Source organism: Blautia sp. 1033sp1_1033st1_G9_1033SCRN_220408 (assembly GCF_040929965.1).
Classification (GTDB): domain Bacteria; phylum Bacillota; class Clostridia; order Lachnospirales; family Lachnospiraceae; genus Blautia_A; species Blautia_A ammoniilytica.
On the sequence record NZ_JBFKZO010000004.1, the window covers coordinates 57,893 to 75,211 of the forward strand.

Here is a 17,319-nt window from a genome sequence, read left to right on the forward strand (position 1 = left end):
GACGGAGGCTTTTTAAGTTGTAATAAGAGGCTTTTTTGAAGTTCCCTGTTACACATTTCTCAAGGATGAGCAAAAGGAGGAAATGCGATGTATCAGAAAGTAGATACGAACCTGAACTTTGTAGACCGGGAAAAAAAGGTTGAAAAGTTTTGGAAAGACAATGACATTTTTGAAAAAAGCATGGAAAACCGTAAAGAGGGACCAACATATACTTTTTACGACGGACCGCCAACAGCCAACGGAAAGCCTCATATCGGACATGTACTTACCAGAGTTATCAAGGATATGATTCCAAGATATCGGGCAATGAAGGGCTACATGGTTCCAAGAAAGGCAGGCTGGGATACTCACGGACTTCCGGTAGAACTGGAAGTTGAGAAGAAGCTGGGGCTTGATGGAAAGGATCAGATCGAGGAATACGGAATTGAGCCTTTTATCAAACAGTGTAAAGAAAGTGTATGGAAATATAAGGGAATGTGGGAGGATTTTTCCTCTACTGTAGGATTCTGGGCTGATATGGAGCACCCTTATGTTACCTATGAAGATAATTATATTGAGTCTGAGTGGTGGGCATTAAAGCAGATCTGGGACAAAGGCCTGTTATACAAAGGATTTAAGATCGTGCCTTACTGTCCAAGATGTGGGACACCGCTTTCCGCTCAGGAGGTTTCCCAGGGCTATAAGCTGGTAAAAGAGCGTTCTGCTATTGCAAGGTTTAAGGTAAAAGGTGAGGATGCATACTTCCTGGCATGGACCACAACTCCGTGGACTCTGCCATCCAACGTGGCTCTTTGTACAAATCCTCAGGATACTTACTGCAAAGTAAAGGCAGCAGACGGTTATACTTATTATATGGCAGAAGCACTGCTGGATACTGTTCTTGGCAAGCTTGCCACAGAAGAAGCACCTGCTTATGAGATCCTTGAGAAATTTACAGGAAAAGATCTGGAATATAAAGAGTATGAGCCGCTGTTTGACTGCACCGGTGAATACGTGAAAAAACAGGGCAAAAAAGCTCATTACGTTGTATGTGATGATTATGTATCCATGAGTGATGGTACTGGTATCGTTCATATTGCGCCTGCTTTTGGTGAAGATGACAGCCGTATTGGACGGAACTACGGGCTTCCGTTTGTACAGTTTGTAGACGGTAAAGGCGATATGACTGCAGAAACTCCGTATGCAGGAGTATTTGTTAAAGATGCAGATCCTATGGTTCTGAAAGATCTGGATAAAGAGGGCAAGCTGTTTTCAGCACCTAAGTTTGAACATGATTATCCTCATTGTTGGCGTTGCGATACACCGCTGATCTATTACGCAAGAGAATCCTGGTTCATCAAGATGACTGCAGTAAAGGATGACCTGATCCGCAACAATAATACCATCAACTGGATCCCGGAAAGCATTGGAAAGGGACGCTTTGGTGACTGGCTGGAGAATGTACAGGATTGGGGCATCAGCCGTAACAGATACTGGGGAACACCTTTGAATATCTGGGAATGCCAGTGCGGACATATGGAGTCTATTGGCAGCCGTCAGGAGTTATTTGAAAAGACAGGGGATGAAAGAGCTAAGACCATCGAGCTCCATCGCCCATACCTGGATGATCTGACCATGAAATGTCCGAAATGTGGCGGTACCATGCATCGTGTACCGGAGGTAATTGATTGCTGGTTTGATTCCGGTGCAATGCCTTTTGCACAGCATCATTATCCATTTGAAAATAAAGAGCTTTTTGAACAGCAGTTCCCGGCAGACTTTATTTCCGAGGCTGTTGACCAGACAAGAGGATGGTTCTATTCCTTACTTGCAGAGTCTACCCTTCTGTTCAATAAAGCACCCTACAGGAATGTAATCGTTCTTGGCCATGTGCAGGATGAAAATGGACAGAAGATGAGTAAATCCAAAGGAAATGCAGTAGATCCTTTTGATGCACTGGAAACATACGGCGCAGATGCGATCCGCTGGTATTTCTATATCAACAGTGCACCATGGCTGCCAAACCGTTTCCACGGCAAAGCAGTGCAGGAAGGTCAGCGTAAGTTCATGAGCACTCTTTGGAATACCTACGCATTCTTCGTACTGTATGCCAATATTGACGAATTTGACGCAACGAAGTATACTTTGGACTATGATAAACTCTCTGTTATGGATAAATGGCTGCTGAGTAAGCTGAATACAGTTGTTAAGACTGTAGATCAGGATCTGGCAGACTATAAGATTCCGGAAAGTGCAAGAGCACTTCAGAACTTTGTAGATGAAATGAGTAACTGGTATGTAAGAAGAAGCCGTGAGCGTTTCTGGGCAAAAGGAATGGAGCAGGATAAGATCAATGCTTACATGACTTTATATACAGCTCTTGTGACCATTTCCAAGACAGCAGCTCCTCTGATCCCGTTTATGACAGAAGATATTTATCAGAATCTGGTAAGAAGTATTGATAAGACTGCACCTGAGAGTATCCATCTCTGCGACTTCCCTACAGTGAAGGAAGAGTGGATCAATAAGGAACTGGAAGATAATATGGAAGAAGTGCTGAAGGTGGTTGTTCTTGGCCGTGCCTGCAGAAATACTGCAAACATCAAGAACCGTCAGCCTATCGGTACCATGTATGTGAAGGCTCCAGAGAAGATGGATACATTCTTTACTGATATTATTGCAGATGAACTGAATGTAAAAGAAGTAAAATTCACAGATGATGTGGAATCCTTTATTTCCTACAGCTTTAAGCCACAGCTTCGTACGGTTGGACCGAAATACGGCAAGCTTCTGGGCGGTATCCGTAAGGCACTTGCTGAGATCAACGGAAGCAAGGCAATGAATGAACTGAAGACCAATGGTGTTCTTGTTCTGGACATCGACGGAAATAAGGTTGAACTGACAGAGGAAGATCTGCTGATCGAGACTGCCCAGACTGAGGGGTATATGACAGAAACAGACGGCGATACAGCAGTTGTACTGGATACCAATCTGACTCCGGAACTGCTGGAGGAAGGTTTTGTACGTGAGATCATCAGCAAGATCCAGACCATGCGTAAAGAAGCAGGATTTGAGGTTATGGATAAGATCCTGGTTTATGCAAAAGATAATGATAAGGTTATGGATGTGATGAAAGCGCATCAGGATGAAATCAAAGGCGAGGTTCTGGCAGATCAGATCATTCTGGGCGAAGTTCAGGGTTATACAAAAGAGTGGAATATCAATAAAGAGCAGGTAACACTGGCAGTAGTTAAAGTACAGGAGGATTAACATGATTAACAAGCAGTTTGAGAAAGAGGCCTTCAAGAAGAGTGTACGAGATAATGTAAAATTTCTCTATCGCAAAAGGCTGGAGGAAGCTACCCAGGAGCAGCTTTTCCAGGCTGTATGCTACACTGTGAAAGATGTTATCATTGATAATTGGCTGAAGTCACAGAACGCATTTGAGGAGCAGGATCCGAAGATCGTTTATTACATGTCCATGGAGTTTCTGATGGGCCGTGCCCTGGGCAACAACCTGATCAACCTTGGCGCTTACGGGGAAGTAAAGGAAGCACTGGAGGAGTTAGGACTTGATCTGAATGTTCTTGAGGACCAGGAGCCTGATCCGGCATTGGGCAATGGCGGTCTGGGAAGACTTGCAGCATGTTTCCTGGATTCTCTGGCAACTCTTGGTTATTGTGCTTATGGATGCGGTATCCGTTATCGTTATGGTATGTTCAAGCAGGAGATCAGGGACGGTTATCAGGTAGAGGTACCGGATAACTGGCTTGTAAATGGTTATCCATTCGAGCTTCGCCGTCCGGAGTATGCAAAGGAAGTGCATTTTGGCGGTTATGTACGTGTAGAATATGATCCTGCAACAGGACAGAATAAATTTATCCATGAAGGCTATCAGGCAGTCAAGGCGATTCCTTATGATATGCCTATCGTGGGATACAAGAACAATATGGTAAATACCCTTCGTATCTGGGATGCAGCTGCGATTGAGGAATTTGGTTTTGATTCTTTTGACAAGGGTGATTATAAGAAAGCAGTAGAGCAGGAAAACCTGGCAAAGGACATTGTAAATGTACTTTATCCTAATGATAACAAGATGTCAGGAAAAGAGCTTCGTCTGAAACAGCAGTACTTCTTTGTTTCTGCAAGTATCCAGGAAGCAATCGCAAAATATAAAAAGAAACATAATGACATTCGGAAGCTGCATGAAAAGGTTGTATTCCAAATGAATGATACACATCCTACCATGGCAGTTGCCGAGCTGATGCGTATCCTCATTGACCAGGAAGGCCTTGGCTGGGATGAGGCATGGGCAGTAACCACCAAATGTGTTGCTTATACTAACCACACCATTATGTCCGAGGCACTGGAGAAATGGCCCATCGAGCTGTTTTCAAGACTGCTTCCCCGTGTATATCAGATGATTGAAGAGATCAACCGTCGTTTCATCATTGAGATTCAGAACAGATATCCGGGCAACTATGAGAAGATCAAGAAAATGGCGATCATTTATGACGGCCAGGTGAAGATGGCACATCTTGCTATTGCAGCAGGATATTCTGTTAATGGTGTTGCAAAGCTTCATACTGAGATTCTTGAGAAACAGGAGCTGCGCGATTTCTATGAGATGATGCCTGAGAAATTCAATAATAAAACCAATGGTATTACACAGAGACGTTTCCTCCTTCATGGCAACCAGCTGCTTGCCAACTGGGTAACAGACCATATCGGACCAGACTGGATCACAGATCTGTCCCAGATGAAAAAACTGGCTGTTTATGCTGATGATGAGAAAGCACTTCAGGAGTTTATGAATATTAAATTCCAGAATAAGCAGCGTCTTGCAAAATACATCCTGGAGCATAATGGCATTGAGGTAGATCCTCATTCCATCTTTGATGTACAGGTTAAGAGACTTCATGAGTACAAGAGACAGCTTTTGAACATTCTGCATGTGATCTATCTGTACAATCAGATCAAGACACATCCGGAGATGGATATGTATCCGAGAACCTTTATCTTTGGCGCAAAAGCTTCTGCAGCTTATGCCCGTGCAAAGAAGATCATTAAGCTGATCAACTCTGTTGCTGATGTGGTCAATAATGATGCATCCATTAACGGCAAGATCAAGGTTGTATTCATTGAGAATTATCGTGTGTCTAATGCAGAGATGATCTTTGCCGCAGCAGATGTTTCCGAGCAGATTTCTACAGCCAGCAAGGAAGCTTCCGGTACAGGTAATATGAAATTCATGCTGAACGGTGCTCCTACACTGGGAACTATGGATGGTGCCAATGTGGAGATCGTAGCAGAGGTAGGCGCTGAGAATGCATTTATCTTTGGTATGAGTTCTGATCAGATCATCAATTATGAGAACAATGGAGGTTATGATCCGGATATGATCTATAATACAGATCCGGAGATCCGTCAGGTACTGATGCAGCTGATCAATGGTACTTTCTCCAGTGATACAGAGCTGTTCCGTGATATTTATGATTCTCTTCTGAGCACAAAGAACAGTTCCAGACCGGACCAGTATTTCATTCTTGGTGATTTCCGCTCCTATGCAGAGGCACAGAAGAAGGTGGAAGCGACTTATCGTGATGAGAAGAAGTGGGCGAAGATGGCACTTCTGAATACAGCTCACAGTGGTAAATTCTCTTCAGACAGAACCATCCAGGAGTATGTGGATGACATCTGGCATCTGGATAAAGTTACTGTAGGCACAAAATAATATTTTATCTCAGTCGAGAAGACTCCCACCTTTTTCAGGTGGTGAGTAACTGCAAGTTCGTCTCAGTGGGAGTCCAATCTCCGACTGAGATAAACGCTCCGCGAGGATGCGCAGTGATTCTGTAAAGAATATGTCAGCTTACGCTGACCAGAATCACGCGCCAAGTCTCGCAGCTGCTCGACTTGAAGTTCTATTTCTATCCGGGCAGTGCAGGACATGAACGGGATAGTTATAGAAGCTGAATAAGTATAAAAATTGAATTAGTATAAAAAGGGGATACGGTTATTACCAGTCAGTGAAAACCGTATCCCATTCTTTTTTGCTATTTTGGAAATAATTCTCCGGTTGCTGCATTTTTCCAGTATTCATAAGGGAACATATGATACATTTTACGGATGGTATTGCGCTGACTTTCGTAGATCATTGCCAGTTTCCGTTTGCGGATGTACAGTTCTTTGTCCATTTCCCGCAAGCTGTATGGAATCCGGTCATTTACGTAGTAGGTACCGAACCAGTATAATTCAGCCTTGCATCCGGTTTCTTTATATTCTTTTTCAATGATCTGATGTGTCATCTGATGATGCAGATGGCCATATTCGCCATTTTCATTGTGGGTGGCAACCAGCTGCCAGTCTTTGTAGTTAAGAATCGTTGCCACATCTTTTTCCATGGCTGCTCGCCAGTATTTCCAGGAACTGCGCTTATTGCCAAGCTTATCCGGGTAGGAAAGCATCAGATATTTGCCACCGGCTTCTGTAACCACAGATTGAAATTCTTTGCTGCGGACCGGGTTGTTGCCACCGGTCATACACACTACCAGATACTTATCATCCAGCAGGTGGCCGCCACCCCAGATCAGCTCATCATCCGGATGTGCAGAAAACAGGATCTTCGTATAACCGGACAGATCCAATGCATCCAGCTGATCATCTGTAACTGCAGGCAGGTGCATGTATGGGGAAAGAATATGCCACCAGTAAATAAGCAGGGATGCAGCTGCCACAATCAGCAGAGAAAGAAGGGGACGGCCCGCTTTTTTGCAGGCCCATTTCATTGTATACATAAAAACCTCCTAAGGGCGGAATGTTCAGGGCGGCTCAGATCCCTTTTTTGTAGAGTATAAAAGAATAAATACAGGGAATCACAAAAAGCACCATCAGTATGGAAAAAAGAAGCCAATAGGACTGGACAAAACCGTTAATGATCATAATGATACCGCCAAGGATAAAAATCCAGGAGGCCATGCGGTGGGTACGGTTCCAGTTCTCTTCACTTGTCAGAGTCCAGGGCAGCCGGATGCCGATCGTAAAATTCTGTTTCACCTTATGCAGATAATTACCTATGACAATAAAGAGAAAGCCAATCATAAGGCTGACCCAAAGTCCGATATCCAGGTCATATCCCAGATTATAAGAATAAAGGAAAATATTAACGCATATGGAAAGCACAGGGATGATCCAGAAGACCATTTTGCCAATGCGGGTATTGATATTTTTTCGTTTGGGATCTGCCAGGGTTGCCAGGGAAACAAAAAGCTGCAGGGCAAGCAGAATCAAAGGAAGCCCAAATACTCCAAAAAATTTGCTGCCCCATCCATCGGCTCCATTATTGTTTGAAAAGTGTATGGCGAATTTCTCAGGCAGCTGATTCCATAAAATCAGGCCTGCAAGTATAGGACTGATAGTAAGAAGGCTTGTAAGTAAAAGAGTTTTTCTGTTATTTCGGATCATTGTCAGATTCTCCTTTCAGATTCTTCAGCCATAGCAGGATTTCATCTACAACTGAAGTATTCAATTCATAATATACATAATTTTTTTCTTTGGCTTCCCATACCAGATCTGCTTTTTTCAAAATGTTCAGATGGTAGGAGATGGTTGCACCAGTCATGTCAAAATGACTTCCGATTTCTCCTGCTGACATCCGACCGCTTTTCAGAAGCTGTAGGATTTCCCGTCGGACAGGATCGGATAGTGCCTTGAAAGTGTTGGCAAAAGACAATTTTGTTCCTCCTTTTAAAAGCATTTAGAAATATTTCTAAATAGAATATATGATAACTTTATGGAAAAGTCAAGAACTATTTAGAAAAAAATCTAAATACAATGACACAGACAGAAAAAATGATTTTACTGCTTCAGTTCTGATACTATAATCATGTAAAGGAATGAGAATTGAAAGAATATACTATATGGAATATATTTACAAAAGGGATGGTATGTTTCATTAATTATTTATGGGGTGGAATGATTTCTAAAAATATATAAATAATATACAAATAATCTGTTAATTACCAAAAAAAACGTGTATAATATTACATAGTGATACCAGATAGGAAAGGTTCAAGTTGGTGTCAATATAAAATCAGGCAGGACATAAAGGGGGCTTGTATATGAAGATCACATTTATCGGTGCGACCCATGAGGTGACGGGCAGCTGTTATTATCTGGAGGCAGCCGGAAAACGGTTTCTGGTAGATTATGGGATGGAACAAGGACCAAATTACTATGAGAATCAGGAAATCCCGGTAGCCCCGGGAGAACTGGATTTTGTACTGCTGACACATGCACATATGGATCATGCAGGAATGTTGCCTGCATTATATGCAAAAGGCTTTCAGGGACCGATCTATGCAACAGAAGCCACCTGTCATTTGTGTGATATTATGCTTCGTGATAGTGCACATATCCAGATGTTTGAGGCAGAATGGCGAAATCGTAAGGGACGCCGCCAGGGAAAAGCAGATTTTGTGCCTGTATATACCATGGAAGATGCACTGACAGTGCTGAAGAATTTTGTGGGAAGACAATATGGAGAAATTTTCCAGCCGGCTTCCGGGATACAGGTTCGTTTTACAGATGCAGGACATCTGCTTGGTTCTTCCAGTATTGAGATCTGGATGGAAGAAGATGGAAAAGAAGAAAAAATAGTATTTTCCGGAGATATTGGCAATAAAAACCAACCACTGATCAAGGACCCAACATATCTTAAGGAAGCAGATTATGTGGTGATGGAATCCACATATGGAGACAGAAGTCATGGAGAACGTCCGGAATATGTAAAGCTTCTGGCAGAGGTGATCCAGGAAACCTTTGACAGAGGCGGTAATCTGGTGATTCCTTCTTTTGCAGTAGGCAGAACGCAGGAAATGCTGTATTTTATTCGGCAGATCAAGGAGGAAGGCCTTGTTACTGGACATGATAATTTTAAGGTCTATGTGGATAGTCCGCTGGCAAATGAAGCTACTACCATTTTCGGAAAACATTATCATGACTGCTTTGATGAGGAAGCTTTGAAATTGGTGCAAAAAGGGATCAATCCTTTAAGCTTCCCAGGTCTTAGGATTTCTGTAACAAGCGATGATTCCAGAGCTATCAATTTTGATGAAGACTGCAAGGTGATCATTTCTGCCAGCGGCATGTGTGATGCAGGGCGTATTAAGCACCATCTGAAACATAATCTGTGGCGTGAAGAGTGTACGATCCTGTTTGTTGGATATCAGGCTGTGGGGACAGCCGGAAGGGCACTGCTGGAAGGGGCGCAGGAGCTGAAGCTTTTCGGTGAGCCGGTTCATGTGGCTGCCCATATCTGCCAGATGCCGGGCATCAGCGGTCATGCAGATGTAAATGGACTGATTGACTGGGCGAAAGCTTTTAAACAGAAACCGAAACAAGTATTCATTACTCATGGAGAGGACAGCGTAACAGAGCTTTTCGCAGGAAGACTGAAGGAAGAACTGGGGTACGATACCATGGCGCCTTTCAGTGGAACCATATATGATCTGAAAGAAAATGCCCTTGTATATGAGGCAAAGGGCATCCGCATTGAGAAAGCATCCAAGTCTCCCAAGGCTTCTAAAGCTGCTCAAGCTTATGCGAAGCTGGTTTCTCTTGGACACAGATTGATGTCTGTGATCCGCAAAAATGAAGGAACTCCCAATAAGGATCTGGACAGATTTGCGAGAGATATCCAGTCATTATGTGATAAATGGGACAGACCGGATCAGTGAGATAAAAGAAAAACCGCCTGTGGTCTTAGTATTTCATCAGATCACAGACGGGTTTTAAGCTGCTTTCAGGCAAGTGCCTCTTTTAATGCGAAAGCAAGCTGCTGTGGACATGAAGTTGGTTTTGAACCGCACTTAATATTTTCAAGACGGCTGATCACTTCTTCAGCGTCCATGCCCTCCACCAATTTTGAAACACCCTGGGTATTTCCAGAGCATCCTCCGATAAAATTTACATTGTGAACCTTTTTATTGTCATCAATTTCAAATTCGATGGCCTGTGCACAGACACCTTTTGCTTTATACATCATGGCTTTATCCTCCTTTTTGCAGTTCAAAAGCATTATGAACTTTTCGTTTTGGTATTATGTATTATGATTTTGGTGTGAAAACACCAAAATCATGATTACACGGATTGTTCCGTGCTTTTGACACTGTAATCCTATTATAGCAGAATCGCTGTAAAAATCTATAGGGGATTTGGGAAGAATAAGTAAATAGATTGGGATATGGTAAAATTACAAGGGTATCAATTTGATAATTCGGTCTTAATATGATATTAAAAATTGCCAGTTTCAGAAAAAAAGACTAATATAAGGAACAGCAAAGGTGCAGTCGTGGTGAAAACCACAGGCTGCGCCTTTTTCGCATTACAAGATTATCGATAAGATTACCAATTACACGATTATCAAAATGAAAGAGTGATCCACAATGGTATTTCATTCCGTAACAAAAAGCAAGCAAAGAGTAGAAGCATACAAAAAAGTAAATGGTGAAACCATTTTTGCAAATGACCTGGAGATGAAAGACATGCAGTACGCATACGGTGTAAGTTCCAAATATGCATTTGCATGGGTTAAAAATATTGACACTTCTCAGGCGGAACAGGCACCAGGCGTATCCTGTGTTGTTACATACCAGGACATACCAGGAGACATTCTTATGGGTGAAGACAAGCAGGATCAGTATGTACTGGCTGTAGACCGGGTGATCACGGTAGGAGATATTCTGGCCGTCGTGGTGGCTGATACCATGGAACATGCAAAACAGGCAGGACAACTGGTAAAAATAGAATATGAAAAGCTTCATGAACTGACGGACCTGGAAGAGGCCTATCGTTCGGATATGGTGGTAAATCCATATAGAAATGATAACCTGTGTTCCCAGTGTTTTATCAAAAAAGGAAACATTGATAATGCCTTTGGACCGGAAAATGTATCTGTGCAGACTCATTATGAGACAACCTGGCAGGAACATGCATATATAGAACCGGAATGCGTAGTGGCATATCCGGGAAGAATCTATGCAGCAGAGCCATAAACGCCATCCCTTTAAATTCGATGTTCATGTATCTGCAGATCAGGAAGGAAAGCTGCAAGGGTTTGAAGCACTTGCAATGACCGATTCCGGAGCCTATGCAAACATGTCTCCGGGAGTGGCTTTTAAAGCTGTATCCTTAGGGGCAGGTCCTTATGTAGTTCCCAATGTTTATTGTGGGGCAAAGGCAATTTATACAAATAATATCCCATCAGGCTCTATGCGCGGCTTTGGAAATCCCCAGGGGATTTTTGCAAGGGAATGTGCTTTAGATGAACTGGCAGAAAAGCTGGGAATGTCCCCTTATTTGCTGAGAAAAAGAAATGTAATGCATAGAGGAGATGCCACTGGGTCCGGACAGATCATTGATTTTGAGGATATCGGTGCAGAAGAAGTGCTGGATCAGGTAGCACAGAAGCTGGATTACGAGAAAAAATACTGGCAGTATAAAAAGGAAAATCCGGGAAAAACAAAAAGAAGGGGAGTAGGACTTTCCCTTTCCTACCGTGGAAACAGTTACGGAACTGGTGTCCCTGATGTTGGACGGTGTTATCTGGAAGTGCAGATGGACGGAAGTGTAAGACTGAATATCGGTTTAACGGAAATCGGCCAGGGGCTTCATACAGTGATGGGGCAGATTGCAGCAGAAGCACTGATGGTCAGTGATGACCAGGTAACGGTAAGCGAAAGCACCACAGATGCTCCGGCTACCGGAATCTGTAATGCTTCCAGAGGAACCTTTGTTGGCGGTAATGCCATTTTGGATGCAGCGAAAAAGATACATGAATGTATGAGGGACGCATTATCAGAAACCTTTCAGTGTGACCGTAGGAAAATCCGTTTCCTGTTGGACATGGTGGATGTGGATGGAAAGAAATTATCTTTTAAAGAGGCTGCCGGGATCACTTTTTCAACAGGCCGGACACCTGCCTTTACAGGAAATTATAAAACCCCGGATCCTGTGTTCGATGAAAAGACAGGATTTGGTGACACCTTTTATGAATATACTTATTCCTGCATCGGAGCAGAAGTGGAGATTGATACCTGTACAGGAGAAACAACAGTGCTGAATGTGGTGTCTGCCCATGATGCTGGCCGGATCATGAATCCTAAACTGGCAGCAGGACAGATCGTAGGCGGTGCAGTCATGGCTCAGGGTTATGCGTTGATGGAAGATATCAATTCAGTAAAAGGATATGCAAAGAATGAGAATTTTGACCAGTATATGATACCCGGAATCAAAGATGTGGGTAGGGTTTTGCCGGTAACAGTAGAAAATCCCAATGACCGCGGACCTTTTGGAGCCAGATCCCTGGGAGAGCCGACTCTGGATCCAGGGCTTGGAGCTTTTACAAATGCAGTAAACCATGCACTGGGAGAACTGGGGAAAGTAAAAAGCTCCCCTGCCAGCCTGGAAAAGGTTTTGTTCTCATGTGGAGGAGCAAAGGGGGATGGAAGATGAAGTATCAGGATTACATTACCGTTTCTTCTTTGAAAGAAGCATTGGAGCAGCTGGAGAAATATGGGAAAGATGCTGTGATCGTTGCCGGGGCAACTGACCTGGCAGTAAAAGCAAGGTCAAAGGACTGGTATGAAAGCAAATATTTGGTGGACATCAGCCGCATCCAGGAATTACAGGGAATCCGAAAAGAACAAGGAAAAATTATGGTGGGAGCAATGACTACCATCTATGAATTGCTTCATTCTGAACTGATCCGAAAAGAAGCAGGGCTCCTGTATCAGGCCTGTGGAAATATTGCGGGACCGCAGATACGGAATCAGGCTACCATAGGAGGCAATCTGGCGAATAGCTGTCTGGCTGCAGACACGATTCCTGCGCTTTGTGTGCTGGAAGCAACGATCTGCATCGTGGGACCGTCAGGCACCAGAGAAATTCCGGTAGAGGAATTGCTGAAATTCTGCCCTCCATGTGTGAGACATGAGGAAATGAGTGTAGGCGGATGTTTTTATGGGATACCTGCAGGGAAAAAGAATACGCTGGAGCCGGATGAAATCATCACCCAGGTAGTAATTCCTGTTATGTCAAAAGATTACCGGTATTCATTTCAGAAGGTAGGCCGAAAGAAAAGCGGATGCATGTCCAGATTCACTTTGGCAGTGGCGATGAAGCTTTCAAAGGATCAAAAGATTGAAGATGTTCGGCTTTCCATAGGGGCTGCGCTGGCTGATATCAGACTGCAGAAGGAAGTGACAGAATCTCTCAAGGGCCATAAACCGGACAGTGAATTATTCCATGCTTGTATGGCACAGCTTGGGGAGAAAATCCGCAGTCAGGTGCGGAAAGTGGATGACAATATAGAATACAAAGCAGCTGTCTGTGAACGGCTGGGGACAAGAACTTTAAGTGAACTTGCTTTTGGAACAGCTTTTGTGGAATAAAATGGGATAAGGACTGATGCAGAATGAAAAAAGTGATACAATTTATATTGAATGAGCAGGCAGTGTGTATAGAAACTGATCCTGCAGGAAGACTTCTGGATACCATTCGCCACATTCTTGGATACAAGGGAACCAAAGAAGGCTGTGGGATCGGGGAATGTGGAGCCTGTACAGTGATCATGGATGGCAGGACAGTGAACAGCTGTGTGACTCTGAATGCACAGGCAGAAGGAAGGAAGGTGACTACTATAGAAGGCCTGACAGGAGACAGGATGGCAGATGTGATCAAAAAGGCCTATGTGGAAGAAGGAGCTGTACAGTGTGGATTCTGTACACCTGGCATGGTTTTAAGTACATATGTTTTGCTAAAAGAAAATCCGGAGCCCACCCAGGATGAAGTGCGGGACGGCCTGTCAGGCAATCTTTGCAGGTGTACCGGATATACGGCTATCATCCGGGCGGTATTACGGGCAGCAAAAGAGCTTTCAGGTAAAGAACCTGAAAAAGAAGGGAGCGATTAAATGATGATAGCAGATGGATGGAAAGAGGAAGTTGTAGAGCTTTGTAAGAAAATTGTTTCCAGGAGGAGCTATTCCGGAGAAGAAAATGGTGTGGCAGAGGAATTAAAAGCTTACATGGAAGCAAATGGATTTGATCAGGTTTATATTGATAAATACGGAAATATCATTGGAAAGATAAAAGGAAAACGTCCTGGAAAGAAGCTGTTATTTGACGGACATATTGATACGGTTCCGGTAGGAAATGAAAGTGAATGGACCCATGCCCCTTTTGCTCCCGAGACATGTGATGGAAAGCTGTACGGACGGGGAACCACAGATATGAAAGGGGCTGTGGCAGCTTATACAGTGGCTGCCTGTCATTTTGCAAAGGATTTTGACAGAGATTTTGCAGGAGAGATTTATGTGGATGGAGTTGTCCACGAGGAATGTTTTGAAGGGGTAGCTGCCAGAAGCATCAGCGAATATGTGAAACCGGATTATGTGGTGATCGGGGAAGCTTCAGACCTGAATCTGAAAATCGGCCAGAGAGGACGTGCAGAGATTGTACTGGAAACCTTTGGAAAACCTGCACACAGTGCAAATCCTGAAAAAGGGATCAATGCAGTATATAAGATGGCAGAACTGATCGGGGAAATCAGAAAGCTTACGCCTACAGAGCATCCGGTTCTGGGAAAAGGAATCCTGGAGCTTACAGATGTGAAGTCCAGCCCATATCCTGGAGCATCAGTTGTACCTGAATACTGTAGGGCCACCTATGACAGAAGACTTCTGGTAGGAGAAACCAAGGAATCTGTGCTGGAGCCTATTCAGAAGCTGCTGGATGAAAAAATGAAAGAAGATCCGGAACTGAAAGCAAAGGTTTCCTATGCCTACGGTAAGGAAAAATGTTATACAGGCGAGACGATCCAGGGGGAAAGATTTTTCCCGGGATGGCTGTTTGAGGAAGACGCTGATTATGTACAGGCAGTGAAAAAAGAATTGGAATCCATGGGCTTTACCCCCAAGATCACAAAATATAACTTCTGCACAAATGGCAGTCACTACGCAGGGGAAGCCAACATTAAAACAATTGGTATGGGACCATCTGTGGAGAGCCTGGCTCATACAGTGGATGAATACTGTACGTTAGAGGCACTGGAAAAGGTGGCCGGATGTTATTACGGTATTATGAAAGCTTTGCTGAAATAAAGGATCCGGTATTGCCGCTTACCGGATCAAAGGAAATATCCAGGCAACAGGAAGCGAGGGAGAGACATGAAGATATACAAAAATCTTAGAATTTTTACCATGGACAAAGAGGGAAAAGCATATGATAATGGGTACATTAAGGTTTCAAAGGGAAAGATCTTGGCAATTGGGAATTGCGATGATCTGACCTGTCAGGAGCTTGAGGCAGGAGAATGCGTGGACTGCAAAAATAAGATCGCAGTGCCAGGCATGATCACTACCCATGCACATTTTTATGGGACTTTTGCCAGAGGGATGCAGTTATCCCAGCCGATATGCAACTGGCAGCAGATGCTGACCCATATGTGGTGGAAGTTCGATAAGAAGCTTACCTTCGACCAGTGCTATTACAGTGCTATGCTTGGACTGATAGATGGCCTGAAAAGCGGCACTACCACATTTTTTGATCATCAGGCAAGTCCGAATGCCACAGATGGGGTTCTGGATATCCTGGAAAAAGCGGTAAGGCAGGCAGGTGCAAGAGCATGCCTTTCCTATGAGGTTTCGGATCGGGACGGAACAGTGGGAGCTTCTGCAAAAAACAGGCACAACCGCTGCTTATAATGTACAGTCCAATACCAATAATGCAGTAGGGATCTGCCCGGCAGTATCCATGTTGGATCATGGGGTTAATGTGGCGCTTGGCGGAGATGGTTATACATACGATCTTTATCAGGAACTTGGATTTGGAGTGATCATGCAGCGGATCAGGGAAAAGGATCCTCGTGTTTTTTCAGGGGAACAGATCCGCAGGTTTGCCTTTGAAAACCCTGGAAACCTTGGGAAAAGGCTGTTTGGTGTACAGCTTGGCATGCTGGAGCCTGGTGCGGCAGCAGATATTGTTCTGGTGGATTATCAGGAACCAACACCCATAACAGGCAGTAATTTCCTGTCGCATATGACCTCTGCATTCAGCGGAAAAGTGACAGATGTGATCGTAAATGGAAAAACGGTTGTGAGAGACAGGCACTGTACCCAGGTTGATGAAGAAAAGATTTTGGCAGAATGCAAGGTACAGGCAGACCAGCTCTGGAAAAGTCTTGACTGAACATAACAAATGTGTCCCGCGAAAATGAAGGGGCATTCCTGAAAGGTGATCAATGAAAAAAAGTAAATTATATGAGATACAGGATGTGGCGATCCAGATTGCCAATACATTGGCAACAATGCTGCAGGTAGATGTGGAGATCATTGATTCTGCACATATGAGGGTGGCGGCAACCGGGCATTTTGCCTGCCGTGTGAATCAATCCAATGTGGGAGATGGCCATGCTTACCGGGACACACTTGAGACAGGAAAGAAAATGTTTATTGATAATCCGGGACAGAATCCTTACTGCGTGGGCTGTAAGGAAATAGATACCTGTGATGCGCTTCTTGAAGTGTCTGCACCGATTATTGTGGATGACCGGATCGAAGGAGCCATCGGAATGACCTGCTACAAAGAAGACAGGGAACAGTTTATGGCGGAGCATTTGCAGGAATCTATGTTTTTTCTGGAACAAATGTGCATGCTGGTGGCAGGAAAGATCAAGGAACGTACCAATCTGCAGAAGCACCTTTCTGCAAGCAGGATGCTGCATGCCATGATGGGTATGGTAGACAAGGGCGTGCTGATCCTGGATCAGGAGGGCAAGCTGCTGGAATACAACGGGATTGCTGCAAAAGAACTGAAACTGGATCCTGGAATCGTCGGTCAGCCTGTGAATATCATCCTGACTGGGGATGTGATGATGGAAAAAAGGGAATATACAGTCCGTATCAAAAAAGAGATCAATCAGGCGGCAGCCCATAATGAACCTGTGCTGATCGAAGGTGAAGAAGGTACAGGGAAAAAGACCATAGGAACGGCTATCTGGAAGGCCAGCCAAAGAGCGGAAAAGCCTTTTGTATATTTTAACTGTGCAAGCGTAGAGGAAGGTCTTTTGGAAGAACGGTTATTTGGTGCCACCGGACAGGATAAGGCCGGTATGGGATCCGAACAGGAGAGCACGGAAGTGATGCTTTGTAAATCAGTTGCGGAACAATAGATAGTAATTACAAATTCTTTAAATTTGGTCTGGCGTACAGGCTGATGAATTGATACAATAGAAGGGTCAGTGTGCAAAAAAGGGAAGATTTTCCCGGCACTGGCGCTTCTA

Annotated in this window: 15 protein-coding genes; 11 read left to right on the forward strand and 4 right to left on the reverse strand. The window is 44.0% G+C overall.

Annotated features, from left to right (window positions below; translation table 11 throughout):
• The first annotated feature begins 87 nt into the window (after positions 1-87).
• Together ileS and AB5916_RS04525 are read left to right on the forward strand one after the other, a co-directional pair.
• Positions 88-3,249: an isoleucine--tRNA ligase gene (gene ileS, locus AB5916_RS04520; RefSeq protein WP_158421643.1), complete on the forward strand. Its 3,162-nt coding sequence runs from the start codon at positions 88-90 to the stop codon at positions 3,247-3,249.
• 1 nt (position 3,250) lies between these two features.
• The gene (locus tag AB5916_RS04525) at positions 3,251-5,713 is read left to right on the forward strand and encodes a glycogen/starch/alpha-glucan phosphorylase (RefSeq protein ID WP_368189445.1); all 2,463 of its coding nucleotides are present in this window, start codon (positions 3,251-3,253) and stop codon (positions 5,711-5,713) included.
• Positions 5,714-6,035: 322 nt separating this feature from the next.
• On the opposite strand, the gene AB5916_RS04530 is transcribed toward AB5916_RS04525, so the two are convergent.
• Genes AB5916_RS04530 through AB5916_RS04540 form a run of 3 tightly spaced genes read right to left on the reverse strand, consistent with a single transcriptional unit; the run spans position 6,036 to position 7,711 of the window.
• A complete protein-coding gene (locus AB5916_RS04530) occupies positions 6,036-6,776 on the reverse strand; it encodes a PIG-L family deacetylase (RefSeq protein WP_368189447.1) in 741 nt (246 codons plus the stop codon).
• 34 nt (positions 6,777-6,810) lie between these two features.
• Complete coding sequence (locus AB5916_RS04535) at positions 6,811-7,443, reverse strand: SdpI family protein (protein ID WP_158421646.1); 633 nt, start codon at positions 7,441-7,443, stop codon at positions 6,811-6,813.
• Complete coding sequence (locus tag AB5916_RS04540) at positions 7,430-7,711, reverse strand: autorepressor SdpR family transcription factor (RefSeq protein ID WP_158421647.1); 282 nt, start codon at positions 7,709-7,711, stop codon at positions 7,430-7,432. Before AB5916_RS04540 ends, AB5916_RS04535 begins: the two co-directional genes overlap by 14 nt.
• Positions 7,712-8,099: 388 nt before the next feature.
• On the opposite strand from AB5916_RS04540, the gene AB5916_RS04545 reads away from it, so the two are divergent.
• Positions 8,100-9,716 (forward strand): MBL fold metallo-hydrolase RNA specificity domain-containing protein, encoded by a 1,617-nt coding sequence (locus AB5916_RS04545; RefSeq protein ID WP_368189448.1) that lies wholly within the window; start codon positions 8,100-8,102, stop codon positions 9,714-9,716.
• Positions 9,717-9,781: 65 nt separating this feature from the next.
• Here AB5916_RS04545 and AB5916_RS04550 read toward each other — a convergent pair whose 3' ends face one another.
• Complete coding sequence (locus AB5916_RS04550; protein ID WP_158421649.1) at positions 9,782-10,024, reverse strand: TIGR03905 family TSCPD domain-containing protein; 243 nt, start codon at positions 10,022-10,024, stop codon at positions 9,782-9,784.
• A 400-nt stretch (positions 10,025-10,424) separates the two neighbouring features.
• Here AB5916_RS04550 and AB5916_RS04555 point away from each other — a divergent pair, with 400 nt between their 5' ends.
• The 8 genes from AB5916_RS04555 (at position 10,425) to AB5916_RS04590 (ending at position 17,208) form a co-directional block, all read left to right on the forward strand.
• Complete coding sequence (locus AB5916_RS04555; RefSeq protein WP_173727442.1) at positions 10,425-11,033, forward strand: molybdopterin-dependent oxidoreductase; 609 nt, start codon at positions 10,425-10,427, stop codon at positions 11,031-11,033.
• Positions 11,017-12,492, forward strand: a complete 1,476-nt coding sequence (locus AB5916_RS04560; protein WP_368189450.1) for a xanthine dehydrogenase family protein molybdopterin-binding subunit — start codon at positions 11,017-11,019, stop codon at positions 12,490-12,492. Before AB5916_RS04555 ends, AB5916_RS04560 begins: the two co-directional genes overlap by 17 nt.
• Entirely contained in the window at positions 12,489-13,430 is a 942-nt protein-coding gene (locus AB5916_RS04565; protein WP_368189452.1) for a xanthine dehydrogenase family protein subunit M, read from the forward strand. Before AB5916_RS04560 ends, AB5916_RS04565 begins: the two co-directional genes overlap by 4 nt.
• Positions 13,431-13,453: 23 nt before the next feature.
• The gene (locus AB5916_RS04570) at positions 13,454-13,951 is read left to right on the forward strand and encodes a (2Fe-2S)-binding protein (protein WP_368189453.1); all 498 of its coding nucleotides are present in this window, start codon (positions 13,454-13,456) and stop codon (positions 13,949-13,951) included.
• Between the two features lie 3 nt (positions 13,952-13,954).
• On the forward strand, positions 13,955-15,139 hold the full coding sequence (locus tag AB5916_RS04575; protein ID WP_158421685.1) for a YgeY family selenium metabolism-linked hydrolase: 1,185 nt from the start codon (positions 13,955-13,957) through the stop codon (positions 15,137-15,139).
• A gap of 66 nt (positions 15,140-15,205) precedes the next feature.
• Positions 15,206-15,742 carry an amidohydrolase family protein gene (locus AB5916_RS04580; protein WP_173727464.1) on the forward strand — a complete coding sequence of 179 codons (537 nt, stop codon included), beginning with the start codon at positions 15,206-15,208 and terminating at the stop codon, positions 15,740-15,742.
• Entirely contained in the window at positions 15,675-16,226 is a 552-nt protein-coding gene (locus AB5916_RS04585; RefSeq protein ID WP_368189455.1) for an amidohydrolase family protein, read from the forward strand. Before AB5916_RS04580 ends, AB5916_RS04585 begins: the two co-directional genes overlap by 68 nt.
• 52 nt (positions 16,227-16,278) lie before the next feature.
• Positions 16,279-17,208: a sigma 54-interacting transcriptional regulator gene (locus AB5916_RS04590; RefSeq protein ID WP_368189457.1), complete on the forward strand. Its 930-nt coding sequence runs from the start codon at positions 16,279-16,281 to the stop codon at positions 17,206-17,208.
• Positions 17,209-17,319: the final 111 nt, after the last annotated feature.